Genomic DNA, 22,543 nt, shown 5'->3' with positions numbered 1-22,543 from the left:
ACAGAAGCCCGGAACCAAGCAGCTCCTGGTGCCACAGCGACCAAGCCTGGTTCAGCCACAACGCCCTTCTTCGGCGTCGAACCGGTGATCCTCGATCCGCAAACGGGGGAAGAAATCACGCGCAGGGAAGCGGAAGGGGTTCTATGCATCAAGGATAGCTGGCCTGCGCAGATGCGCACCTGTTGGGGCGATCACGACCGCTTCGTGAAGACGTATTTTTCCGACTACAAAGGATACTACTTTACCGGCGACGGATGTCGTCGGGATGCGGATGGGTATTACTGGAACAAAGGTCGCGTCGACGATGTGATCAATGTGTCCGGGCATCGGATGGGTACTGCCGAAGTGGAAAGCGCATTGGTGGCCCACGCCAAAGTGTCGGAAGCGGCTGTGGTCGGCTACCCTCACAATATCCAAGGACAAGGCATCTACGCATATGTCACGCTCATGACTGGAGAAGCCTACACCGATGAATTGCGCAGCGAGCTGTTGGATTGGGTCAGAAAGGAAATTGGCCCGATCGCGAAACCCGACCTAATCCAGTGGGCGCCAGGTCTGCCCAAAACCCGTTCGGATAAAATTATGCGGCGCGTTCTTCGCAAGATTGCTTGAGTTAGCGGCGCCAGAAATGCTGAAGGGTGTTGAGCATCGGTTTTGCGTTCTGATCCATCGCGTAGGACCTGTGGTGACAAGCGACTGTTAGGTTGGCGCGTCAGACTTGCGACTTGCCCGTGTAGAAATCGGTCAACTCTTCGGCCAGTGATTTGTAGAGTTGATGCACGTCTTCGATACCCGGAACTTCAAGCTGATCGATCCTTTCCAGGAAAGGACAGGTCACGACGCTGATTGCCTGCCCTTCATGGTCCAGCACGGGATAGGAGAGATTTGTCACCCCAACCGCTGTAGCTGACGGCATTCGTTCATATCCGCACTCACGAATGCGGGCGACATGTTCCTTGAATTCAACGGGGTCCTGTTCCGGCTCACCCTGTGCGAGCCTGTGATTGTCCAGCAGTTCATCAAGCTCGGCGTCACTGCGAAACGCTGCCAGAACGCGCCCGGTGCCAGTGTTCCCGAGCCCAATAACGGTCCCGGCCCGCATTGCCAAACCCCAGTTCCCGGGCGACGCAACCGACGCGACAACTACAATGTCTCCGTTGCTTTCCATCCCCATATGGCAAGACTGCCAGGCTTTTCGTGTAACGACCCGCATTTTGGGCGCCGCTAACTCAAGCAATCGTTCTACAGGCGGATAAGTCTGTGAAATCGCAAACATTTTCAGGCTAAGTGAATAAAGATCATCATCGGACGAGCGGATCACATAACCACGCTGCACCAGTGTGGACAGCATCCGATAGATTTCGCTTTGGGACCGATCCAGAGCGCGTGCAATGTCACCTTGCGCCAGCCCGTCGGCATGCAGCGATAGCAACTCGATGATGTCCAAACCCTTCTCAAGGGCAGGGGCACGATATTTCGTTGAAGTTACCGACACGTATTCCTCTCATTCCTCCCAATTCGCGCTTGCGGGCGAATGCGTGAGCAAAATGCCTTGAATGCGCCACAAAAGTCAATGTTGATTTATTTATGAATAAATGTTTTACATGCGAATATTGGCGATATGGGAGAGTCGCCAAACGCTAAATTTGGGGGAGAAGCACGTGATGAAATCGTCCAGAAAAACCAGCGGATTGCGTGCTAGCGGCGCCGTCATGGCCACAGGTGCTGTGCACGCCGAATCAGATTGGGAGTCGTTCCCTGGGGCTGTAGTCGAAGCCAAGCTGATCGGTGTTCAACAATATTGCGGCCTGTATGGCAGCGCATCGCTGCGTGGGACGAAGCCACAGGCGCCAAGGTCGATATCATCTCGAAGAAAAAACTACTTTGAGATCAACAAGTGCCACGTCTTCGACGCGGGCACCGGCGAGGGGCTGAGGGGGTAAGCGACCGTGGCCACCATCGCCCATATCGAACTGCGCATGATTGACCTGACCCCCAAAGTCAAACGGGTCGATGCGATTCAGTCCTTTGTCAGTCAGGAAACGCCCATCGTGACCGTGATCGATAGCGACGGGGCGAAGGGTGTGGGCTATTGCTATACCATCGGAACCGGTGGCCCGTCGGTGATGGCGCTGCTGGAAAAGACCCTCGCGCCGGCCCTGATCGGGCGCGATGCGGACCGGATCGAAGGCATCTGGCGCGACTTGCTGTTTCTGACCCATGCGACCGCGGTGGGGGCGATCACTTCGCTGGCATTGGCCGCAATTGATACCGCACTTTGGGACTTGCGCTGCCGCAAACAAGGGCTGCCGCTGTGGAAAGCCGCAGGTGGTTCGCGGGATCGCATCCCGCTTTATTCGACCGAGGGTGGCTGGTTGCAACTGGAGACACAAGCCTTGGTTGATGACGCGTTGGCGATGCAGGCGCAGGGTTTCCGGGGCTCGAAGATCAAGATCGGGCGCGAGCATCTGAGTGAAGATGCCGCCCGTCTGGCCGCTGTGCGCGAGGCCGTTGGGCCAGGTTATGAGATCCTGACCGACGGCAATCAGGGCTTTACCCTGTCCGAGGCAATCCGTCGGGCGCAGGTCTTGGAAGACTATAATATCGGCTGGCTCGAGGAACCTCTGCCCGCCGATGATGTCGCAGGTCATGCCGAACTGTCGCGCCGGACTTCGGTTCCGATTGCTGTCGGCGAAAGCATGTATTCACTGAGCCAGTTCAAGGACTATCTGCAAGCGGGCGCGGCCAGCATTGTGCAGGTCGACGTGGCCCGGATCGGGGGCATTACCCCGTGGCTGAAAGTGGCGCATCTGGCCGAGGCATATAACGTCATGGTCTGCCCTCATTTCCTGATGGAACTGCACCTGCCACTGGTCTGCGCAGTGCCAAATGCGAAGTGGCTGGAATACATCCCGCAGCTTGACAGCGTGACCACGCAGGCGATGCACATCGAGGATGGGTTTGCCATTCCGTCAGATGTGCCAGGGCTTGGCATCGCGTGGGATTGGCAGGCTATCGCCGCCCAGTCCAACCCGATTGAGATCGGGGCGCGCGCATAATGCAACGTATGGGCATGGTGATCGGGGTGAAGCCCGAAATACTGGGTGAATACAAGCGTCCGCACGCCGTTGTCTGGCCGGATGTGCTGGCGCAGATCGCCGAAAACAACATCTGCAACTACACGATCTTTTTGCGTGAACCCGAGAACCTGCTGTTTGGGTACCGGGAATATCACGGCACCGATTTCGAAGGGGACACGGCCCGGATGGCGCAAGACCCCAGAACGCAGGAATGGTGGACCTTCACCAACCCTTGCCAAAACCCGCTGCCCAGCCGCGCCGAAGGCGAAAAATGGGCGCCCATGATTGAAGTATTTCATACGGATTGAGAACGACATGACCAAACCGCAGGGCCGTCTGGCCGGAAAGAAAGCGCTGATAACTGCCGCAGGGCAAGGCATCGGCCGTGCCAGCGTCGAAAAATACGTGGCCGAAGGCGCGCAGGTGGTTGCCTGCGATATCAATGATGCGACGCTTGCCGAACTGGCCGCGATCGAAGGCGTGACAGCACTGAAGCTGGATGTGACCAATGCTGACGCTGTGGCTGAAGTCGTCGCAACCGCCGGAGCGCTGGATGTTTTGTTCAACTGCGCAGGGTTCGTTGGGGCCGGGTCCATTCTGGATTGCGACGATGACCAGTGGGATTTCAGCTTTGATCTGAACGTCAAGGCGATGTATCGGCTGGCGAAGATGGTTCTGCCCGGCATGCTGGAAAATGGCGGCGGCTCGATCATCAATATGTCTTCGGTTGCCTCGTCGATGAAAGGCGTGCCGAACCGCTTCTCATATTGCGCCTCGAAAGCGGCTGTGATTGGCCTGACTAAGTCCATCGCAGCCGACTTCATCACGCAGGGCGTCCGCTGCAACGCGATCTGCCCCGGCACCGTCGACAGCCCCAGCCTGCATGACCGCCTGCGCGCCACCGGCGACTATGAACAGGCGATGAACGACTTCATCGAGCGTCAGCCCATGGGCCGCATTGGCGACGCCAACGAGATCGCCGCACTGGCCGTGTATCTGGGCAGTGATGAGACCGCATTCACCACCGGACAGACTTTCGCCATCGATGGCGGTTGGACCGTTTGATCAGGGAGATTTGAGATGAAACTGCTGCGATACGGTCCGATTGGACAAGAAAAACCCGGTCTGATGGATGAAAGCGGTGCGATCCGCGATTTGTCTGGCAAAGTCAGCGATATTGCGGGCGAGGCGCTGTCGGATGCCGGGCTTGATGCCCTGCGGGCGTTGGATGTGAATGCGCTTCCCGTGGTCGAAGGCGCGCCGCGTATCGGCGCTTGCGTCGGGCAGGTGGGCAAGTTCATTTGCATTGGTCTGAACTATGCCGACCACGCCGCTGAATCCGGCATGGCGCTGCCCGAAGAACCGGTGATCTTCTTCAAAGCAACCTCGGCCATCATGGGCCCCGATGACACAGTGGAAATCCCACGTAACTCGGTCAAGACCGATTGGGAGGTCGAGCTGGGCGTCGTCATCGGCAAGCACACCAAATATGTCTCGGTCGAGGACGCGCTGGACCATGTGGCGGGCTACTGCGTAATCAATGACCTCAGTGAACGCGACTTTCAACTGCATCGCTCGGGCCAGTGGGTCAAGGGTAAGTCCGCTGACACGTTCGGCCCCATCGGCCCCTGGCTGGTGACACGGGATGAGGTGCCGGACCCTCAGAATCTGCCGATGTATCTTGAAGTGAACGGCCACCGGTATCAGGACGGCTCAACTAAAACCATGCATTTCGATGTCGCCACCGTGATCTCACATCTGTCGCAGTTCATGTCACTGCAGCCCGGCGATGTGATCTCGACCGGAACGCCTCCGGGCGTGGGTATGGGGCAGGACCCGCAGACCTATCTGAAACCCGGCGACACCATGGAGCTGGGGATCAAAGGGTTGGGTGTCCAGCGCCAAACCGTGGAGTCAAGCAAATGACCCGTATCACTGGCATTCGCACCGAAGACTTGCGCTTTCCGACCTCGGACAGTCTGGACGGGTCGGATGCCATGAACCCCGACCCCGACTACTCTGCCGCCTATGTGGTGCTGGAAACTGACGGCGCGCATGAGGGCCACGGCCTGACCTTCACCATCGGACGCGGTAATGAAATCTGCGTCGCGGCTATCGAGGCGCTTGGCGCACTGGTTGTCGGACTAGAGTTGGACTGGATCACCGAGGATATGGGCCGGTTCTGGCGCCACATCACGGGCGATAGCCAGCTGCGCTGGATTGGTCCCGACAAAGGCGCGATTCATCTGGCCACCGGCGCGGTCGTGAACGCGGCGTGGGATCTGTGGGCGAAAGAGGCGGGCAAGCCCGTCTGGCAACTGGTTGGCGAGATGAGCCCGGAAGAGATCGTGCGCCTGATCGATTTCCGTTACCTGACCGATGCAATCACGCCGGATGAAGCGCTGGCGCTGCTGCGCGCCGCCGAGCTCGGCAAACAGGAACGTGTCGCAAAGCTGAAGGCCGAGGGCTATCCTTGCTATACCACTTCGGCGGGTTGGCTGGGCTATTCCGACGACAAGCTGCGCCGCCTCTGCCGTGAGGCCAAGGAGGCTGGCTTTACCCATACCAAGTTCAAAGTGGGCCGGGATCTGGACGACGATATCCGTCGCCTGACCATAGCGCGTGATGTGCTGGGCGAAGACATGAACATCATGATCGACGCCAATCAGGTCTGGGAGGTTGATCAGGCGGTGGATTGGGTTAAGGCCCTGTCCTTTGCACGCCCCTTCTTCATCGAAGAACCCACCAGCCCCGACGATGTGTTCGGCCATAGGGCGATCCGCGAAGGGGTCGCTCCGGTCAAGGTGGCCACTGGCGAGATGTGTCAGAACCGGATCATCTTCAAGCAGTTCATCAAGGAAGGCGCGATAGACATCGTTCAGATCGACAGTTGCCGGATGGGTGGATTGAACGAGGTACTGGCGGTCATGCTGATGGCGGCGAAATTCGACTTGCCGGTTTGGCCCCATGCAGGCGGTGTGGGCCTGTGCGAATACGTTCAGCACATGTCGATGATCGACTACATCGCGATCTCGGGCGAGAAGGACAGCAAGAGGATCGAGTTCGTCGACCATCTGCATGAGCATTTCGTCGACCCCTGCGTGGTTAAGAACGGGGCTTATATGGCGCCGACGCAGCCGGGATTTTCCATCGAGATCAAACCCGAAACACTCAGAGATTTCCGTTTCCAGCCCAAACTGGCCGCGGAATAACCCCCGAAAGCTCGACCGGGGGAAGAAACCGGCGGGCATCTATCTGAAAACATGGAGGAGAAGAACATGTTCAACTTTGGTAAATCGGCCTTTGGGGCTGCTTGTATTGTCGCATTTGGCGCGACGGCTGGCTTGGCACAGGAAACCCTGCGTTTTGGCCACGTGTATGAGGCCTCGACGCCGTACCACGCCGCCGCTGTGAAAGCGGCCGAGCTGCTCGAGGAAAAGACCGACGGCCGCTACAAGATGGAGGTCTTCCCGGCTTCGCAGTTGGGCAAAGAGGCCGCGCTGAATGAGGCGCTGTCGCTGGGTACCGTCGACGCGATCTATACCGGCGTTGCCTTCCTGGGCCAGTCCTACGGCCCGATCAGCATCTCGGACTATCCGTTCACCATGCGGTCTTATGATCACTGGAAAGCCTATGTGAACTCGGACCTGTTCGATGAGATGGCCGGTGAATACAAGAACGTCTCGGGCAACACGATTGCGACAATGACCTATTATGGCGCGCGCCACGTCACCTCGAATAAGCCGATCCTTGAGCCCGGGGACATGGAAGGTCTGAAGATCCGTACGCCGAATGCGCCTGCTTACCAGATGTTCCCCGAGGCGACCGGAGCGAACCCGACACCCATGGCCTTTGCCGAAGTATATCTGGCCCTGCAGCAAGGTGTTGTGGACGCGCAGGAAAACCCTCTGCCTACCATCCAGTTCAAGAAGTTCTACGAGGTGCAGTCGAACATCAACCTGACCGGTCACATCACCAACTCGCTGGCCGTTGTGGTCTCGCCGGTGACGTTGGCGAAGATGGGTGACGATGGTCAGGCGCTGATTGATGCGCTGGCCGAGGCCGCATCGGCCACATCGGACGAAATCGTGCAATCCGAGGCCGAACTGGCCGATTGGTTCCGCGAGCAGGGCGTGAACGTGAACGAGGTAGATCGCGCGCCATTTATGGCAGCGGTTGCACCTTTGCTGAGCGGTGACACCGTGCCTTGGGATGCTGAGACCTTCGAACGTCTGCAGGCGATCCAGGAATAATACGCTGCGCCGGACCCGGTTTGCTCTGGGTCCGGCATTCAAGAACGAGGAATGTTCTGATGTCCGATGCCCCGCCTGAAATAGATTTTGACGCCCTTGCCGCCGAAGATGACGCGCATTTTCGGAACTATCGTATCACCGTTGCAGACTATGGCCTGCTGGCGCTGTTCGGTGCGTTGTTCGGAGTGGTCTTTCTGCAGTTCTTCACCCGCTATGTGCTGAACGATTCCATCGCTTGGACCGAAGAGGCAGCGCGGTATCTCCTGATCCTTCTGGGTTTTGCCGGCGCGATCCGGTGTCAGGCTGTCGGCAGCCATATCGTTCTGGAATTCGTCGATAAATACTATGGCCGCTTGCTGAGTTGGGTACATGTCTTTGCGTTGGCTGCGACCTTCGTTCTGTTCGCCGTCATTATCTGGTCGGCCTGGGAACTGATACAGCGCACCTCATTCCAGCAAATGGTGTCGCTGCCTTTCCCGAAATATTACCTGCACGTCGCGGTCATGATACTGGCCGTCGGAAATCTGGGGGTCGTAACCTATCAGATCGTCGCGCGCGTGAAGCAACTGAAGAAAGGCGTCGACAAATGGGCCTGATCATTCTTTTCGTATCCCTGTTCGGCCTGATGCTTATGCGCGTGCCGATTGCGTTTTCGCTGGCGCTGTCATCCTTTGCCTACATCCTTTATTCAGGGTTGCCGCCGGTGCTACTGATGCACAACATGGTCAACGGAATGGACAGCTTCCCGCTGTTGGCGATACCCTTCTTCATTCTGGCCGGAGCACTGATGAACTCGGCAGGGATCACCGCCCGCATCTTCGGCTTTGCCCGCGCCATCGTCGGATGGATGCATGGCGGTCTGGGTCATGTGAATGTCGGCGCCAGCATCATCTTTGCCGGCATGTCGGGTGCTGCGGTTGCTGATGCCGGGGGCCTTGGCGCGATTGAAATCAAGGCCATGCGCGAAGCGGGCTATGATGATGATTTCAGCGTCGGAGTGACAGCGGCATCGTCCACCATCGGGCCCATCATTCCGCCGTCTCTGCCTTTGGTGATTTTTGGCGTCATGGCCTCGGTTTCGATCGGCAAGCTGTTTGTCGCAGGGATTGTGCCGGGTCTTCTGATGGCATTGTCTCTGTCGGTCATGATTTGGTGGATGTCGCGCACGCGGAACTATCCGCGCGATGTGAACTTCAGCCCCTCGGTCATCGCCACCCGGTTCAAGGCGGCCTTCCTGCCGCTGATGACCCCGGTCATCATCGTAGGCGGCATCGTCTCGGGGGCCTTTACCCCGACCGAAGCGGCTATCGGCGCGGCAGCCTATGCGCTGATCCTGGGCACCGTCGTGTATCGCACGCTAACCGTTCGAAAATTGGCCGTGATTTCTTTGGAAACCATTGAAACAACGGCGGCGATCATGATGATTGTCGGCGCAGCTTCGGTCTTTGCCTGGATTCTGACTGCCAATCAGGTCGCGGCGCATTTTGCCGAATTCGTGCTGTCCTTCACCGACAGTAAGGCCGTTGTCCTTTTGCTGATCATGGCCGTCGTTCTGATTGTCGGCCTGTTCATGGAGACCATCGCCGCGATTTCGATCCTTGTCCCGGTGCTGATGCCGGTGGCCGCGCAGTTTGGCATCGACCCCGTGCATCTGGGCATTATCGTCATCCTGAACCTGATGCTGGGCCTGCTGACACCACCTGTCGGTATGGTTCTGTTCGTGCTTTCGCGTGTCTCGAAAGTTCCATTCGAACAATGCGTGCGCGCAACACTGCCGTTCTTGGTACCACTCTTGGGTGTCCTGCTGTTGCTGACCTTTGTTCCAGAACTGGTACTCTGGCTGCCCGAAAAACTCTATGGATCTTAATGTCGGGTGCTTTTCTTGGAAACAAAATGAAAACCAACCACGTCGGCAATACTGACCTCAAAGTGACCGAGCCGTCGTTTGGGTGTGCCAGTATCGGAGCCTTTTTTGGGAATCCTCGGATGCGGACGTGCGGGACGTTCTGAATGCCGCGCGGGAAGCCGGAATTGGATATTTCGACTTCTCTTCTACGAAGATCAGCTGACAACAAATCGTAGCTTACGTCAGTGTCCGAAATTCAGGGGGTAGCTCAAGATGGACAGTTTGGCCCTGCTATCTTCTACGGTGATGAACTCCCGGAATTCCGAGCAGCTTTCTGTATTTCGCGACGGTCCGACGAGACACCGTGAATCCCGCTGTTTCCAACTGACGCATAAGCTGCTGGTCTGAGTTCGGCTTTTTTGCATTCTCTGATTTGACTAAAATAGACAATCGACGGAGCGCCTGCTCGCGTGTTCTCTCACCGTCATGATCTGGTGAAACACCACGCGCCAGAAATTGCCGAGCAGGGAATGTGCCGAGATCGGTCATTATGCTACACGATTTCAAAGCACGACTGACCGTGCTCTTATTTACTCCAACCTCGGACGCAAGCTGTTCGATGGTCAGCGGAACTTTGTTCCGATCACGCCCTGTTCTAACGAACTTCTCTTGCCGGCGAACAATTGCATTCCCGGTTTCAAGAAGTGTGTTGGCGCGTTTCTGCATTGCCCGCACCATATTCGCGGCACCCCGGTAACAATCCCTGTAGTAGCTTTGAGCATGCCCGTCGGTTTCTGCCTTCAACGTTGCAGAGAAAAGCCCATCATCCGTTAGCACCTTGGGCAATGCGGCTTCGTTCAGCTCTGCACGCAATTTGCCATCTGCGTTCTCCCGGATAATGAGCTCGGGCACACCCTGCGCCTGAGGTAACGCCAGATGAATTCAAGGCGTTGGAACGCATGGCAGAGTCAAAGGGGTTCGCCATGGTCTCCTCCAGTCCGCTAACAAGATCAAGCTATCACGCAGAGGAAGATTTCGCACAGCTCAAGATCGCTCGCCAAAATAATAGAGTCGCTGGCCCAAAATAGGAAAAACTATGTCTAAAGACCTATTCGAACCGTGCCCTAGTTTTGCCGCCAATGCGCACGCGGACAAGGCAACTTATGATGCCATGTACAGAGCCTCCACTTCTGATCCAGAAAATTTCTGGGCCGAGCACGGCAAACGCATCGACTGGATCAAACCCTATTCAAAGGTCAAAGACGTTTCCTATGGGCACCCGGACGTGTCTATAAAGTGGTTTGAGGATGGCACCTTGAACGTCAGTGCCAATTGCATCGACCGACATATTGAAACACGCGGTGATCAAACGGCTATCATTTGGGAGCCCGACGATCCCTGTGAGGCAGCGAAACACATCAGCTATCGGGAACTGCACGCCGAAACCTGCCGCATGGCAAATATCATGGAGGAGATCGGCATCCGGCGGGGCGACCGTGTTGTGCTTTATTTGCCGATGATCCCGGAAGCAGCCTATGCAATGCTTGCCTGCACCCGGATCGGCGCAATCCATTCGATTGTGTTTGCAGGTTTCTCTCCGGATGCATTGGCAGCCCGGATCAATGGCTGCGACGCAAAACTGGTCGTCACAGCGGATGAGGCACCTAGGGGTGGTCTCAAAACAGCACTTAAGACCAATGCCGATCATGCCCTCAACCATGTTATTCAAGATTGCAAGTGCCTTGTTGTAAAGCGAACCGGGGGCCAGATCACATGGGTCAATGGACGCGACTTTGACTATAACGAGATGCGGCTTGAGGCGTCAGACATCTGCGCGCCCGTAGAGATGAATGCGGAAGACCCGCTGTTCATCCTCTACACCTCCGGTTCGACCGGTCAGCCTAAGGGTGTGGTCCACACAACGGGCGGCTATATCGTCTACGCGTCGATAACGCACCAATATACGTTCGACTACCATGATGGTGATGTCTTTTGGTGCACGGCGGATGTAGGCTGGGTCACGGGCCACAGCTATATAATTTATGGTCCGCTCGCCAATGGCGCGACGACGCTTATGTTCGAAGGTGTGCCAACTTATCCTGACGCAGGCCTATTCTGGGCTGTGTGCGAGAAATACAAGGTGAACCAGTTCTATACCGCACCAACGGCGATCCGTGCGTTGATGGGACAGGGCGATGAGTTCGTCACCAAGTTTGACTTGTCCGCAATTAAGGTATTGGGCACCGTGGGCGAGCCAATCAATCCCGAAGCCTGGAATTGGTACAACGAAGTTGTCGGTAAGGGCAACGCGCCGATTGTCGACACCTGGTGGCAAACCGAAACTGGCGGGCATATTTTGACACCTTTACCTGGTGCCACAGCGACCAAGCCTGGTTCAGCCACAACGCCCTTCTTCGGCGTCGAACCGGTGATCCTCGATCCGCAAACGGGGGAAGAAATCACGCGCAGGGAAGCGGAAGGGGTTCTATGCATCAAGGATAGCTGGCCTGCGCAGATGCGCACCTGTTGGGGCGATCACGACCGCTTCGTGAAGACGTATTTTTCCGACTACAAAGGATACTACTTTACCGGCGACGGATGCCGTCGGGATGCGGATGGGTATTACTGGAACAAAGGTCGCGTCGACGATGTGATCAATGTGTCCGGGCATCGGATGGGTACTGCCGAAGTGGAAAGCGCATTGGTGGCCCACGCCAAAGTGTCGGAAGCGGCTGTGGTCGGCTACCCTCACAATATCCAAGGACAAGGCATCTACGCATATGTCACGCTCATGACTGGAGAAGCCTACACCGATGAATTGCGCAGCGAGCTGTTGGATTGGGTCAGAAAGGAAATTGGCCCGATCGCGAAACCCGACCTAATCCAGTGGGCGCCAGGTCTGCCCAAAACCCGTTCGGATAAAATTATGCGGCGCGTTCTTCGTAAGATTGCAGAAAATGACTACGGATCGCTTGGCGATACTTCAACACTCGCAGAGCCGGCCGTCGTTGATGATCTGATCGAAAATCGCATGAACAGGAAAGGAGGCGAAAATGCCATAGACGCAATTTGCCGTGCAAATGGGTATGGGCACTGATCTCAAAGGACATAATCACACCAAGGCTGCGGCCCGGGTCGTACACGATGCGCTGCACCGGAATTTCCTTGTCGCAGGCATGGCTTTTGATCTGCCGCTAGACGCAATGATCGTTGATATTCGCGTGGGCGTCACCGATCCGGACGCCGTTGATCTGGACGTGGTCAAGGCTGAAGCCCCGGTAGGAGTGGTTTCAGCCGAAGCAGTCAAAGGCGGGCTGGAAGTGAACATGATGGGCCATAAAACACTGATTGCCAATGCAATCGTTACCGTTTCCTATAATGTGGAGATGCAGTCATGAAACCTTTGATTTGTGAACTTGGCATGGGCGCGGATGTTCATGGCCATGACTACACCAAAACCGCACTGCGCGGTGTTTCTGATGCCATCCGACATAGCTCGCTAACGATCTTCTAAAGCTACAAACACCCGTCAGAGATGCGTGTCGATGTCACCGTTGGCGTACCAGAACCGGACAAAGTGGACAAAGACGCCGTAGCAGCGGCTCTTCCTTTTGGTGATGTGCGCGTGACGGTTGTCAAGGGCGGGTTGGACGACAAAGGAATGGGCGGCGCCGAAGATATCACGCTCGCTGCAGTCGCCGTGAAAGCCTGGTTAGACACTGCAGGCCATGGGTTCGTACTCTCAGACAGTTGAGCGATCCTGACGGATGTGTCGCAAATATTCGGAACGGCCAACGCCAGCGACCTACCAGGCACGGCCAGTTGTACAGATCGTATGAGGGATTCACTGTTTGAATCCAGTGGGGTAGCAATACGGCATAAGTAGTTGGTCCCCTACGAACTACAAGACCAGGAACTGTCCTTCGTACAACACAGCACTGAAACAGCGCGGTTCGCTATCGATCTGGATTGATACTGAGATGCCCTGGCAAGCGGCTCCATCTGTTGATCGACGCGACCGGGATCAAAGATGAAGGCGAACGAGAACGGAACGCCCGCAAGCATGGAGGCTCAAAGAAGCGCCTGTGGCGTAAGTTTCACCTCGGTTTGAACGAAGGAACACTCACGAAAAGTAACTTCGTCGACGTACCTATGCTGCCCGATCTTCTGGACCAGATCCAATCCGACCAAGAGATTGCCAACATGATCGTTGTTGGGGCGTACAACACACGCAGATGTCACGTAGTGATCGCCAAAAGGGGAGCCGCCGTCATTATCCCACTGCGTAATAAAACCCAACTTTGGAAACCAATTACGGCGCGCGAAACGAAACTGTGAGGGCATGCAAGTGTCTTGGACGTGCACAACTAGGGTCAGGACTTATAGCGGTTAGATTACGACTGCTGCAAGGGCGATGGCTGAGAGGAAGGTCTTCGGGAACCATTCGTAGCGGGTTGTCGTAAGACTTCGGGAAGAAGGGCCCCAGATGCGTTATCTGCGCGTCCATCAGCCTGAAGAGATCAAGCAAGTTCACCGCTCAGTTTTCGAACCATGAAACACGCCGCAACGCGGAAATCAATTGGTCCGGACCCTAGCGCGTGAATGGCTTTCGGTCCCAACTAATCGAAAGCCAGTTCATGATCTCCTTCAAAGGCGCACAATATCCCAAGAATGCGATTTTCTTTGCTGTGTTCTTCTATTTTCGATACGGTTTGTAGTACCATGACCTCGAAGATATCATGCCCGAGGTTGGCGCTGCGGCAGATCAACGATGCTGAACTGTTGGGTGACAAAATACGCTAGTTCAATCGCCGATGTCGCGCGGAGGCGAAAGGGACCGTCCGACCGTTCCTAGAGATTGGACGATACATACATCAAGGTGAAAGTAGCATGGGTTTGTCTCAATCGAGCCGTTGACTCCCACGGCAAGGCACTGGGCTTCATGTTTTCACAGTGTCAAAGCGAACTCGCCGCTACCAAATTCTTCGCGTGGAAGCTGGAGGCCAACGGCCTTCCGAGAAAGATCATCATGGACAAAAGCGGAGCGAGTACGGCTGGCATCAAAGTTAAAAAAACAAGATGCTGAAGGGCTTAGGCTGCCCGATCACTATCGAAATGGTTAGGCGGAAGTATCTGAATAACGTCGTGAAATAGGACCATTGCTTTATTAAGAGACGAACTCGGCCGATGATAGGGTTCAAGTCCTTCGCCATAGCGGCGGCTAGACTTGACGGGTTCAAAGTGGCGCATATGATCCGTAAAGGTTAGATTATGTCCGGAATCTGTTCGTTTCGTCAATTCGCAGAACTGGCGGAATGAGCCGCGGGTTCGGTGCAGACTCTTCGGTCAATAAGACACTTTGCAACAGATCCCCGCCTGATCGTGGAAACGGCGTGGGTTTATGCCGATTATCACTGATAAACAGACCAATTTTTAATGTCTGCTAGAACTTTACTCCCAGTCATACAAAAGCTGATCTTTCTTGGTGTTCGAAAACGCCTTGTGAAGGACTGCAAATACCAGAAGTATAGCGGACATGACATCAGACCCTGTCAGGCCGGACCAAGATGAGGACGACACAGCGCTCGGGCCTCCAAGCATCTATGATGCCGACCCGTCGGAAGAGGATGACCTTTGGTTTCTGCCTGACGACGGTGACGGAGAGGTGGAAGAAGATTTCCTGCTACCGGGGCCAAGGGCAGATCGTCGCCTGCTGTTCGATCCACGCGATTGGCGGGCGGCGCAGGCCGAGCTTTCCTACGAACTGGCCGATCTGGCTGCCACGTTCGGCGCATTGGATGAGCGTCTTAGGGCCGGACCCAAGGGATGGACTCATCGGTTGGCCCTTATGGATGTCTCAGATTTGGGTTGGTGGACCGGTGATCGCATCGGCGTCGATCGGCTGGCTTTATGGACGGGTTTGCGCATTGGGGCGACCGGAGAAGATGTGCAGGCGCTGTTTCGTGCAGGTTGGGCTGTCCGCCGATTGACCTCGGGGGCGGGTCCGTCGGAAGGGGGATGGGCCTTGGGTCTGACGGCGTTTCTGGATCGACTGGCTCAGGGAATCGAGGAGGTTCCAGAAGCGGTTGCCGATCTGGCTGAAGTGATGGAGAACGCCGAGGGCCTGCATCCGGTCACGCAGGCTGCAATCGGGTTTCATGCTTGGCGAGCGCTGTCTGAAAGGGTTGGGCAGGACACCGAAGCCGCAATCATCGCCGCCCGGCTTGGCGCGACTATGGGCCGGGGCGGAGCGATGTTCATGCCGCTGGCGCTGTCTGGGCCCGGAGCCTTGCGCGGGGTGGGGGCGACGGATGAAAAGCTGTCGGCGTGGATCAAGGGGGCAGGGCAGGCGGTTCTGGCTGGACTATTGCACCTTGATCGCGTGAACGCGTGGGAGGACCGTGCCCGTGACGCCATCCACGACCTGAGCGGGCGCACGCCGCCCTTGTTGATTGATGTTCTCAGGTCATGGCCCATGGTTTCAGCGCCTTTGGCACAAGAGTTGACGCAAGCCTCTCGTGCGGCGGTTCAGCGCAACATAGATCGCTTTACAGATCGGGGTTTGATCCGCGAAGTGACGGGGCAGGGACGTTATAGGGTCTGGACGGCTGCGCTGTAGTCCATGATCCAATCGCGAAAAGCGCGGGCCGAAGGCCGCAGGGCTGCGTGTGACTGGTATATCAGGTGATACGCCTCTTGGCCTGGGACTGTGACCCCGTCCAGACATGGCACCAGACCAGACAACGACATGATCCGATCTGACGCCGGGGTGCGGGCCAGCGCGATGCCGCCTCCGCTGGCGGACAGTTCTGCGGCCATTATTGAATTATCAGCGAAGAAGTACCGGGCTTGCCCTGCTGGTAACCGAAGAGCTTCGAAAAGGTGTGGCCAGCTTGCGCGGTGCGTAGACACCTCAATCAGAGTAAACCTGAGCAGGTCTTGAGGCTGATTTATCTGGGCCGCCACGTCCGGGGGCGCAACTGGGTAAAGATGTTCGCGAAGCAATTCATCCCCTTCGGTTCCAAATAGGGACGGGTTTCCAAAAACAACCTGAAGGTCGGTAAACCGGTTAGCAAAGTCAGAGATCACGTTTCCGGTGGTCAGTGACAAGTTGATCTGCGGATATGATGCATGGAAGTCCGGCAACCCTGCCGCCAGAACCCCATGCGCGAACAGCAACACGGACTGAACGTAAAGCCGTTGTTCCCTTGTTTCCCCAAACAGTCCGGTCGTCGCAGTTTCAAGCATCAAAAGCGATTGCTGAACCGACGGCAAATAAGCGCGACCAGCTTCGGTCAGGGTGACGGAATGCGCGTGACGGCGGAACAAGGGTGTCCCAAGCTGCGTTTCCAGCGCCTTGACCTGCTGGCTGACGGCTGCGGCCGACATGTTCAATTGCGCGGCTGCGCGAGAGAAGCTCTCGGTTCGTGCGGCCGCCTCAAACACGCGCAACCAATTCAGGGACGGGATACGGGTCGCCATGCGACATAGGCTAAGCTGAACTTAGCCTGACAGGCAAGAGATCGCGTTCTGTGAAATTTGAGCCCTGCCTTATCCTCTACCAATAATGCATCGGGGAGGAGCACACATGTCTGATCAAACCGCCAAACATCAGTCTGCGCTGACCCAAGCGCAGTCGGCCCGCTATTGGGAAGACGGCTTCCTGTTTCCTCTGAGCGTATTTTCCGAGCAAGAAGTGTCTGAGATACGCGCCGAATTCGAAGAAATCGAACGAGACTGGCGGGACGCGGATCTTCCGTTGCCGTTTAATACTTACAATCGGGTCAATGCACATTTGGTCATGCCGATGGCGGCGCGTATTGCGCTTGATGCCCGTGTTCTGGATGTGGTTCAGGGCGTATTGGGGCCGGACATCATGATCTGGTCTGCCGAGTTCTTCATCAAAGAACCTGGGACCAAGCACTCGGTTGGGATGCATCAGGACCTGACATATTGGGGTATGGGCGAAACACCGGATCAGGTGACTGCGTGGATCGCCCTTTCGCCGGCAACCGTGGAAAGCGGATGCATGGATTTTGTGCGGGCAAGCCACAAAAATCCGATTCTGCCGCATAACGACACGTATTCGGAAACCAACCTGCTGTCGCGCGGACAAGAGATCGATGTCGAGGTTGCCGAAGAAGACAAGACCCACATCGAATTGAGGCCCGGACAGATGTCTTTGCACCACGGTTTGACGATACATGGTTCGGGGCCAAACCAGTCAGATGACCGGAGAATTGGTCTGGCGATTCGGTATCTGAACCCAAATGCAAGGCAGCTCATTGCTGAACGTGATTACGCGATGCCAGCGCGGGGAGGGGACGCACAAAGCAATTTTCTGCAAGTCGAGCCGCCAAAAGCACTGTTCTCGAAAGAGGCGCTCGCCCTCTATGAAAAAGTACGACAGGATCAAAGCAAGGCACTGGCGCAAGGCGCTGACAATTCGGTTCCGCTTTATGCGGCGACCTAAGCGGTGTTTACCGGCCAACGCCGACGTAGCTTTGAAACCCGGCTTTCAGGGCCGCCCGTTTGGAATAGATGTTGCGCAGATCGACCATCTGCGGCGACTTCATCGCAGCCGCAAGTTCCGGCAGGTTAAGCGCGCGGAACTCGTTCCACTCGGTCAGCAGAACGACAACATCTGCGCCTTCGGCAGCAGAGTAGGGATCGTCACACCATTCAACACCGGGAAGCAAGGCTTCGCCCTCGGCGCGGCCTTGCGGATCGACGACGCGAACCGTCGCGCCGCCACCGATCAGGGCCGGTATGATCGCTAGCGACGGGGCATCACGCATATCGTCTGTGTTTGGTTTGAAGGTCACGCCGAGGACAGCAACGGTTTTTTGATTGAAGCTGTCACTACACGCGTCGCGGATCTTCTCGATCATCCGCTTTTTGACCCCGTCATTCACACGAATAACCGTTTCGGTGATTTGCATGGGATATGCATGTTCCTGCCCGATCCGGGCTAGAGCGGCGGTGTCCTTGGGAAAACAGGAACCTCCATAACCGGGTCCTGCATGTAGGAATTTGTTACCGATCCGACCATCCAGACCAATGCCGCGGGCAACTTCTTTGACGTCAGCATTCACGCGTTCGCACAGTCCCGCGATTTCATTGATGAAGGTGATCTTTGTGGCCAGAAAAGCGTTCGCCGCATATTTTATCATCTCGGCGCTTTCCAGATCCGTTGTCAGAATTGGGAAGTCGCGAAGGTAAAGCGGGCGATAAATCTCGGCCATGACTTCGGCGGCGCGTTCACTTTCGACGCCCACGACAACCCGATCGGGTCGCATGAAATCGTCAATCGCGGCCCCCTCACGCAGAAATTCGGGATTTGAGGCGACGTCAAAATCAGCGCCAGGATTGGCGTCTGAAACAACCGTGTGAACTTGGCGGTTCGTCCCGACCGGAACCGTCGATTTGGTGACAATGACGGTATAGCCTGTTACGGCCTGGGCAATCTCTTCTGCGGCGGCCATGACATATGTCAGATCGGCGTGGCCATCGCCCCGGCGGGTCGGAGTTCCGACCGCGATAAAGACTGCGTCAGCACCATCGACGGCAGCGGCAAGGTCGGTGGTAAAGCTTAGGCGGCCTGAGGCCACGTTTTTTGCCATCAGCGCGTCAAGCCCGGGCTCATAGATAGGAACCTTCCCTGCCTGCAGCATTTCGATCTTCTGGGCGGCTTTATCGACGCAAACTACGTCGTGGCCAAAATCCGAAAAACACACGCCCGATACCAAACCGACATAACCGGTTCCGATCATCGCTATACGCATATTTCGTTTCCTTTCTCCGAAATGACGGACCTGGCGCGTATTCACGCAGGAAAGTTCCGCCGCTTTCAACGCTTGCTGACGGCCTTGGCTTGCAATCCGGGGTATCTTGCTGTTTCTGAGAGTGCAATCAGCCAGATTGAGTTTTGTGGAACGCGACGATGACAAAAACTGCACTTATTACCGGTATTACAGGGCAGGATGGATCATATCTGGCCGAATTTTTGCTGGCAAAAGGCTATGAAGTTCACGGTATCAAGCGCCGGGCGTCCTCGTTCAATACGCAGCGCATAGATCATATTTATCAGGATCCGCACGTCCCCAACCCGCGTCTGCACCTGCATTACGGTGACCTGAGCGATACGTCCAACCTGACCCGAATCATTCAGGAGGTTCAGCCGGACGAGGTGTATAACCTTGGCGCGCAATCTCACGTGGCGGTCAGCTTTGAATCGCCCGAATACACAGCCGACGTGGATGCGATCGGCACGTTGCGCTTGCTGGAGGCCATCCGGTTTTTGGGTCTGGAAAAGAAAACACGGTTCTATCAGGCGTCTACATCCGAACTTTATGGTCTGGTTCAGGAAACCCCACAGCGTGAAACCACGCCGTTCCATCCGCGTTCACCCTATGCGGTAGCCAAGTTGTATTCTTACTGGATCACGGTGAACTACCGCGAAGCCTATGGCATGTATGCGTGCAACGGTATCCTGTTCAATCATGAAAGCCCGCGCCGGGGCGAAACCTTTGTGACACGCAAGATCACCCGCGGTCTGGCGAATATAGCGCAGGGCCTCGAGGACTGCCTGTATATGGGCAATATCGACAGCCTGCGGGATTGGGGCCACGCCAAGGACTATGTGCGGATGCAGTGGCTGATGTTGCAACAGGATCAGCCCGAAGACTTCGTTATTGCCACCGGTGTTCAGTACTCCGTTAGGCAGTTTATCGAATGGTCGGCTGACGAGTTGGGAGTTTCGCTTGAGTTCACGGGCGACGGTGTGGATGAGATCGCAACTGTCAAATCTGTTCGCGGCGATAAGGCGCCTGCGCTGAAGCAGGGCGACGTGGTGATGCGGATCGACCCTCAGTATTTTCGCCCTGCCGAAGTTGAAACCCTGTTGGGCGACCCGTCAAATGCCAAAAACAAACTGGGGTGGGAGCCTGAACTGACCGTTCAGGAAATGTGCGCCGAAATGGTGTCGGAAGACCTCAAAACAGCCAGACGTCACGCTCTGCTGAAAGAGCATGGGTTCGATCTGCCTGTCAGTCTGGAAAACGGCTGAGGAGGGGCATATGCGCAAAATCTACGTTGCCGGGCATCGCGGTATGGTCGGAGGCGCGATCCTGCACCGTCTAAAAGATCGCCAAGCGGCGGGTGAAGCGCTCTCGCTGATCACGCGCACCCATGCGGAACTGGACCTGACCAACCAGTCTGCTGTGCGTGATTTCATGCAGGCGGAACGCCCCGACGTTGTCATTCTTGCTGCGGCCAAAGTGGGCGGAATTCACGCGAATAATACGTACCCTGCCGAGTTCATTTATGAAAACCTGATGATCGAGTGTAACGTCATCCATCAGTCATTTGCCGCAGGCGTAACCTCTCTGCTGCAACTGGGTAGCTCGTGCATCTATCCGCGTGCTGTCGCACAGCCGATGCGTGAAGACGCCCTGCTAACTGGCGTATTGGAGCCGACCAATGAACCCTACGCGGTAGCAAAAATCGCCGGAATCAAACTGTGCGAAAGTTATAACCGCCAGCACGGGGTCGATTATCGCTCGGTCATGCCGACAAACCTGTACGGGCCCGGTGATAACTTTCACCCGGAAAACAGTCATGTGCTGCCTGCTTTGATCCGCCGTTTCCACGAAGCGCATCGGGACGGGTTGGACGAGGTGGTTATCTGGGGCACTGGTAAACCGCGTCGAGAGTTTTTGCATGTGGATGACATGGCCGAGGCATCGCTGTTTGTACTCGACCTGCCCCGCGATGTTTATGAAGAGAATACGCAACCCATGCTGAGCCACATAAACGTCGGATGCGGAGACGATATCTCGATCGCTGAACTGGCTGCAATGGTCGCCAAGACGGTCGGATTCACCGGGCGGATTGCGCAGGATGCCAGTAAACCAGACGGGACCATGCGCAAACTAATGGATGTCTCCCGGCTTGCCGACATGGGGTGGCGCGCGCAGGTCAAACTTGAAGAGGGAATACGCGAAACCTATGCGTGGTTTCTTGAACAGGGCGATGCTGACCTTCGGGCCAAATAGCCGCCCAAACCAGCGTCTGGGCGGCATTGCGGGCGTTACCGCCAGCGGCCAATGGCAGTAAGCGCAGGCGCGTGCAGACCCGGATCAGAGTTGACCGAAAAGACTTTGTACACCACCTGCAAGTCCGACGGTGCATCAATCCCCATAAAGCGGCTGGTGCTGCTGCCACTACCGCTGACGACCGGAGCGGAACCCGCCGCAAAGGCAATCGGAAACGTCCAGACGTCGGTCCCGCTGGCGAACAGAGAACCGTCTGACGCTGTGCAGGAAGTCGGTTTCAGTGTCGCGGTGCAGATTTGCGTGCCGTCTGCAAACCGAACATAGTCCCCGTCAGGTGTTGTTCCGCGTTCAATGACCGCTCCGGTCGGTGCGTCGCCATTTGCAGATACTGTGCCCAACAGGTTGCCGGGGCCGTAGCCGAAGTCTGCGCGCATCAGGCGACCCGGCGTTGTATCATCTGAACTGTTTTGAACGGCTGCACCGCTTGCAATGGCAGAGGCCGGGTCAAAGCTGAGCGCGTCGGTCCAGTTGCTTCCGTCCGGTGAGACCTTGATGGAAAATCCTGTGGTGCCGGACAGCCCCATTTCTGCATGACCGGTCCAATTTGATTGAAATAGCAAAGATGCAGTTTCGCCCGCGTTGGCCTTGTTGATTTTCAACTGATGACCTTGCCCATCATGGCTGAGCAACGACGCGGAAGACCGAACAGACAGACGATTTGTTTCGTCATATGTCGCGGAAATGCCGATCCCTTTCAGGTTTTGGGTTGCAATAGGGGCATCAGCCCAATCTGACCCGTCCCAGACGATCAGCCGGGATTGGCTTTCATTCCAGGCGCGCCATCCTGATACTGGGCTTACGAAATGCCACGCATTGTCCAGCCACGCGGCCAGTTTGCCAGCTTGCCCTGCCCAGTCACCCGTAGGCGCCGCCCCCAGAGCGTGAACTTCTCCCTGATCCGGTGAGGGCGGAGGATTGATTGCGCCTGTCGAGGCGACGCTCAACTGTACGATCACGTCCAGTTTCCTGAGTGCTTCATTATGCGTGACGTGTTTCTGTGCCTGCGATTGTTGAATAAATGGCAAGTCCAGTCGGGGTGAGTTTTGTGACACGGGGTCCTCCTGTGGCCGTCGAAATGACATACGCAATGTGGGCCACAGTGAGTGCAGAGATGTGAAGCCTTCCCGATTTGCACGAACGCATCAGAAAAGAATTGTTAATTATTGGGGATTGGACCCGGTCGGCACGGGGCTGGCTTCAGTTGCTGCCACCAGCCCGGTGCTTGGTCATGGGTATCCGTGTGCGTTA

Annotated in this window: 20 protein-coding genes and 4 pseudogenes; 19 read left to right on the top strand and 5 right to left on the bottom strand. The window is 56.3% G+C overall.

From position 1 onward, the window contains the following. Positions 1 to 24: 24 nt before the first annotated feature. Positions 25 to 609: pseudogene (locus tag RUESEDTHA_RS19015) on the top strand (acetyl-coenzyme A synthetase); the annotation flags it as partial. 103 nt (positions 610 to 712) lie between these two features. Here the strand turns inward: RUESEDTHA_RS19015 and RUESEDTHA_RS19010 are convergent. Then, positions 713 to 1,495, bottom strand: a complete 783-nt coding sequence (locus RUESEDTHA_RS19010) for an IclR family transcriptional regulator (RefSeq protein WP_180888241.1) — start codon at positions 1,493 to 1,495, stop codon at positions 713 to 715. Between the two features lie 166 nt (positions 1,496 to 1,661). On the opposite strand from RUESEDTHA_RS19010, the gene RUESEDTHA_RS19005 reads away from it, so the two are divergent. The 9 genes from RUESEDTHA_RS19005 (at position 1,662) to RUESEDTHA_RS18965 (ending at position 9,200) form a co-directional block, all read left to right on the top strand. Then, a complete protein-coding gene (locus RUESEDTHA_RS19005) occupies positions 1,662 to 1,943 on the top strand; it encodes a hypothetical protein (protein WP_180888240.1) in 282 nt (93 codons plus the stop codon). 6 nt (positions 1,944 to 1,949) lie between these two features. After that, entirely contained in the window at positions 1,950 to 3,059 is a 1,110-nt protein-coding gene (locus RUESEDTHA_RS19000) for a mandelate racemase/muconate lactonizing enzyme family protein (protein ID WP_180888239.1), read from the top strand. After that, the gene (locus RUESEDTHA_RS18995) at positions 3,059 to 3,388 is read left to right on the top strand and encodes an L-rhamnose mutarotase (RefSeq protein WP_180888238.1); all 330 of its coding nucleotides are present in this window, start codon (positions 3,059 to 3,061) and stop codon (positions 3,386 to 3,388) included. The genes RUESEDTHA_RS19000 and RUESEDTHA_RS18995 overlap by 1 nt, the downstream gene beginning before the upstream one ends. Positions 3,389 to 3,395: 7 nt before the next feature. After that, complete coding sequence (locus RUESEDTHA_RS18990) at positions 3,396 to 4,145, top strand: SDR family oxidoreductase (protein WP_180888237.1); 750 nt, start codon at positions 3,396 to 3,398, stop codon at positions 4,143 to 4,145. A gap of 15 nt (positions 4,146 to 4,160) precedes the next feature. Further along, entirely contained in the window at positions 4,161 to 5,006 is an 846-nt protein-coding gene (locus RUESEDTHA_RS18985; RefSeq protein WP_180888236.1) for a fumarylacetoacetate hydrolase family protein, read from the top strand. Continuing rightward, the gene (locus RUESEDTHA_RS18980) at positions 5,003 to 6,292 is read left to right on the top strand and encodes an L-fuconate dehydratase (RefSeq protein WP_180888235.1); all 1,290 of its coding nucleotides are present in this window, start codon (positions 5,003 to 5,005) and stop codon (positions 6,290 to 6,292) included. Before RUESEDTHA_RS18985 ends, RUESEDTHA_RS18980 begins: the two co-directional genes overlap by 4 nt. 66 nt (positions 6,293 to 6,358) lie before the next feature. Further along, positions 6,359 to 7,333 carry a sialic acid TRAP transporter substrate-binding protein SiaP gene (locus RUESEDTHA_RS18975; protein WP_180888234.1) on the top strand — a complete coding sequence of 325 codons (975 nt, stop codon included), beginning with the start codon at positions 6,359 to 6,361 and terminating at the stop codon, positions 7,331 to 7,333. A gap of 59 nt (positions 7,334 to 7,392) precedes the next feature. Continuing rightward, positions 7,393 to 7,929: a TRAP transporter small permease gene (locus RUESEDTHA_RS18970; RefSeq protein ID WP_180888233.1), complete on the top strand. Its 537-nt coding sequence runs from the start codon at positions 7,393 to 7,395 to the stop codon at positions 7,927 to 7,929. Continuing rightward, positions 7,920 to 9,200: a TRAP transporter large permease gene (locus tag RUESEDTHA_RS18965; RefSeq protein WP_180888232.1), complete on the top strand. Its 1,281-nt coding sequence runs from the start codon at positions 7,920 to 7,922 to the stop codon at positions 9,198 to 9,200. The genes RUESEDTHA_RS18970 and RUESEDTHA_RS18965 overlap by 10 nt, the downstream gene beginning before the upstream one ends. A gap of 270 nt (positions 9,201 to 9,470) precedes the next feature. Here the strand turns inward: RUESEDTHA_RS18965 and RUESEDTHA_RS18960 are convergent, their stop codons facing one another. After that, positions 9,471 to 10,091: a hypothetical protein gene (locus RUESEDTHA_RS18960; RefSeq protein WP_180888231.1), complete on the bottom strand. Its 621-nt coding sequence runs from the start codon at positions 10,089 to 10,091 to the stop codon at positions 9,471 to 9,473. Positions 10,092 to 10,275: 184 nt separating this feature from the next. On the opposite strand from RUESEDTHA_RS18960, the gene acs reads away from it, so the two are divergent. The 6 genes and pseudogenes from acs to RUESEDTHA_RS18925 all read left to right on the top strand — a co-directional run bounded on the left by acs (position 10,276) and on the right by RUESEDTHA_RS18925 (position 15,798). Beyond that, a complete protein-coding gene (gene acs / locus RUESEDTHA_RS18950) occupies positions 10,276 to 12,276 on the top strand; it encodes an acetate--CoA ligase (RefSeq protein WP_180888230.1) in 2,001 nt (666 codons plus the stop codon). After that, on the top strand, positions 12,266 to 12,577 hold the full coding sequence (locus RUESEDTHA_RS18945; RefSeq protein WP_180888229.1) for a Lin0512 family protein: 312 nt from the start codon (positions 12,266 to 12,268) through the stop codon (positions 12,575 to 12,577). Before acs ends, RUESEDTHA_RS18945 begins: the two co-directional genes overlap by 11 nt. Next, positions 12,574 to 12,933: pseudogene (locus RUESEDTHA_RS18940) on the top strand (Lin0512 family protein). The gene RUESEDTHA_RS18945 and the pseudogene RUESEDTHA_RS18940 overlap by 4 nt, the downstream one beginning before the upstream one ends. A gap of 124 nt (positions 12,934 to 13,057) precedes the next feature. Next, positions 13,058 to 13,543: pseudogene (locus RUESEDTHA_RS18935) on the top strand (transposase); the annotation flags it as partial. A gap of 273 nt (positions 13,544 to 13,816) precedes the next feature. Beyond that, positions 13,817 to 14,447: pseudogene (locus RUESEDTHA_RS18930) on the top strand (IS6 family transposase). Between the two features lie 268 nt (positions 14,448 to 14,715). Further along, positions 14,716 to 15,798: a helix-turn-helix domain-containing protein gene (locus tag RUESEDTHA_RS18925; RefSeq protein ID WP_180888228.1), complete on the top strand. Its 1,083-nt coding sequence runs from the start codon at positions 14,716 to 14,718 to the stop codon at positions 15,796 to 15,798. Here RUESEDTHA_RS18925 and RUESEDTHA_RS18920 read toward each other — a convergent pair. Then, entirely contained in the window at positions 15,771 to 16,661 is an 891-nt protein-coding gene (locus tag RUESEDTHA_RS18920; protein ID WP_180888227.1) for a LysR family transcriptional regulator, read from the bottom strand. The genes RUESEDTHA_RS18925 and RUESEDTHA_RS18920 overlap by 28 nt on opposite strands. 106 nt (positions 16,662 to 16,767) lie before the next feature. Between RUESEDTHA_RS18920 and RUESEDTHA_RS18915 the strand changes: the two genes are divergently transcribed. After that, positions 16,768 to 17,652, top strand: a complete 885-nt coding sequence (locus tag RUESEDTHA_RS18915) for a phytanoyl-CoA dioxygenase family protein (RefSeq protein WP_180888226.1) — start codon at positions 16,768 to 16,770, stop codon at positions 17,650 to 17,652. A 7-nt stretch (positions 17,653 to 17,659) separates the two neighbouring features. Here the strand turns inward: RUESEDTHA_RS18915 and RUESEDTHA_RS18910 are convergent, their stop codons facing one another. After that, entirely contained in the window at positions 17,660 to 18,964 is a 1,305-nt protein-coding gene (locus RUESEDTHA_RS18910; RefSeq protein WP_180888225.1) for a UDP-glucose/GDP-mannose dehydrogenase family protein, read from the bottom strand. Between the two features lie 158 nt (positions 18,965 to 19,122). On the opposite strand from RUESEDTHA_RS18910, the gene gmd reads away from it, so the two are divergent. Both gmd and RUESEDTHA_RS18900 read left to right on the top strand, forming a co-directional pair. Beyond that, a complete protein-coding gene (gmd, locus tag RUESEDTHA_RS18905) occupies positions 19,123 to 20,247 on the top strand; it encodes a GDP-mannose 4,6-dehydratase (RefSeq protein ID WP_180888224.1) in 1,125 nt (374 codons plus the stop codon). Between the two features lie 10 nt (positions 20,248 to 20,257). Then, the gene (locus RUESEDTHA_RS18900; protein ID WP_180888223.1) at positions 20,258 to 21,235 is read left to right on the top strand and encodes a GDP-L-fucose synthase; all 978 of its coding nucleotides are present in this window, start codon (positions 20,258 to 20,260) and stop codon (positions 21,233 to 21,235) included. 35 nt (positions 21,236 to 21,270) lie between these two features. Here the strand turns inward: RUESEDTHA_RS18900 and RUESEDTHA_RS18895 are convergent, their stop codons facing one another. Continuing rightward, positions 21,271 to 22,347: a DUF2793 domain-containing protein gene (locus tag RUESEDTHA_RS18895; RefSeq protein WP_180888222.1), complete on the bottom strand. Its 1,077-nt coding sequence runs from the start codon at positions 22,345 to 22,347 to the stop codon at positions 21,271 to 21,273. Positions 22,348 to 22,543: the final 196 nt, after the last annotated feature.

Source organism: Ruegeria sp. THAF57, from assembly GCF_903914075.1.
Lineage (GTDB): Bacteria > Pseudomonadota > Alphaproteobacteria > Rhodobacterales > Rhodobacteraceae > Ruegeria.
The sequence above is the reverse complement of the archived record's forward strand: the minus strand, read 5'-3'. Positions and strand labels throughout refer to the sequence as shown.

Excerpts from the sequence above, each read along its gene's own strand:
- RUESEDTHA_RS18995 (WP_180888238.1), top strand. The coding sequence starts at position 3,059 with ATGCAACGTATGGGCATGGTGATCGGGGTGAAGCCCGAAATACTGGGT.
- RUESEDTHA_RS18985 (WP_180888236.1), top strand. The coding sequence starts at position 4,161 with ATGAAACTGCTGCGATACGGTCCGATTGGACAAGAAAAACCCGGTCTG.
- RUESEDTHA_RS18980 (WP_180888235.1), top strand. The coding sequence starts at position 5,003 with ATGACCCGTATCACTGGCATTCGCACCGAAGACTTGCGCTTTCCGACC.
- RUESEDTHA_RS18970 (WP_180888233.1), top strand. The coding sequence starts at position 7,393 with ATGTCCGATGCCCCGCCTGAAATAGATTTTGACGCCCTTGCCGCCGAA.
- RUESEDTHA_RS18990 (WP_180888237.1), top strand. The coding sequence starts at position 3,396 with ATGACCAAACCGCAGGGCCGTCTGGCCGGAAAGAAAGCGCTGATAACT.
- RUESEDTHA_RS18920 (WP_180888227.1), bottom strand. The coding sequence starts at position 16,661 with ATGGCGACCCGTATCCCGTCCCTGAATTGGTTGCGCGTGTTTGAGGCG.
- acs (WP_180888230.1), top strand. The coding sequence starts at position 10,276 with ATGTCTAAAGACCTATTCGAACCGTGCCCTAGTTTTGCCGCCAATGCG.
- RUESEDTHA_RS18910 (WP_180888225.1), bottom strand. The coding sequence starts at position 18,964 with ATGCGTATAGCGATGATCGGAACCGGTTATGTCGGTTTGGTATCGGGC.
- RUESEDTHA_RS18900 (WP_180888223.1), top strand. The coding sequence starts at position 20,258 with ATGCGCAAAATCTACGTTGCCGGGCATCGCGGTATGGTCGGAGGCGCG.
- RUESEDTHA_RS18925 (WP_180888228.1), top strand. The coding sequence starts at position 14,716 with ATGACATCAGACCCTGTCAGGCCGGACCAAGATGAGGACGACACAGCG.
- RUESEDTHA_RS18915 (WP_180888226.1), top strand. The coding sequence starts at position 16,768 with ATGTCTGATCAAACCGCCAAACATCAGTCTGCGCTGACCCAAGCGCAG.
- gmd (WP_180888224.1), top strand. The coding sequence starts at position 19,123 with ATGACAAAAACTGCACTTATTACCGGTATTACAGGGCAGGATGGATCA.
- RUESEDTHA_RS18965 (WP_180888232.1), top strand. The coding sequence starts at position 7,920 with ATGGGCCTGATCATTCTTTTCGTATCCCTGTTCGGCCTGATGCTTATG.
- RUESEDTHA_RS18975 (WP_180888234.1), top strand. The coding sequence starts at position 6,359 with ATGTTCAACTTTGGTAAATCGGCCTTTGGGGCTGCTTGTATTGTCGCA.
- RUESEDTHA_RS18945 (WP_180888229.1), top strand. The coding sequence starts at position 12,266 with ATGGGCACTGATCTCAAAGGACATAATCACACCAAGGCTGCGGCCCGG.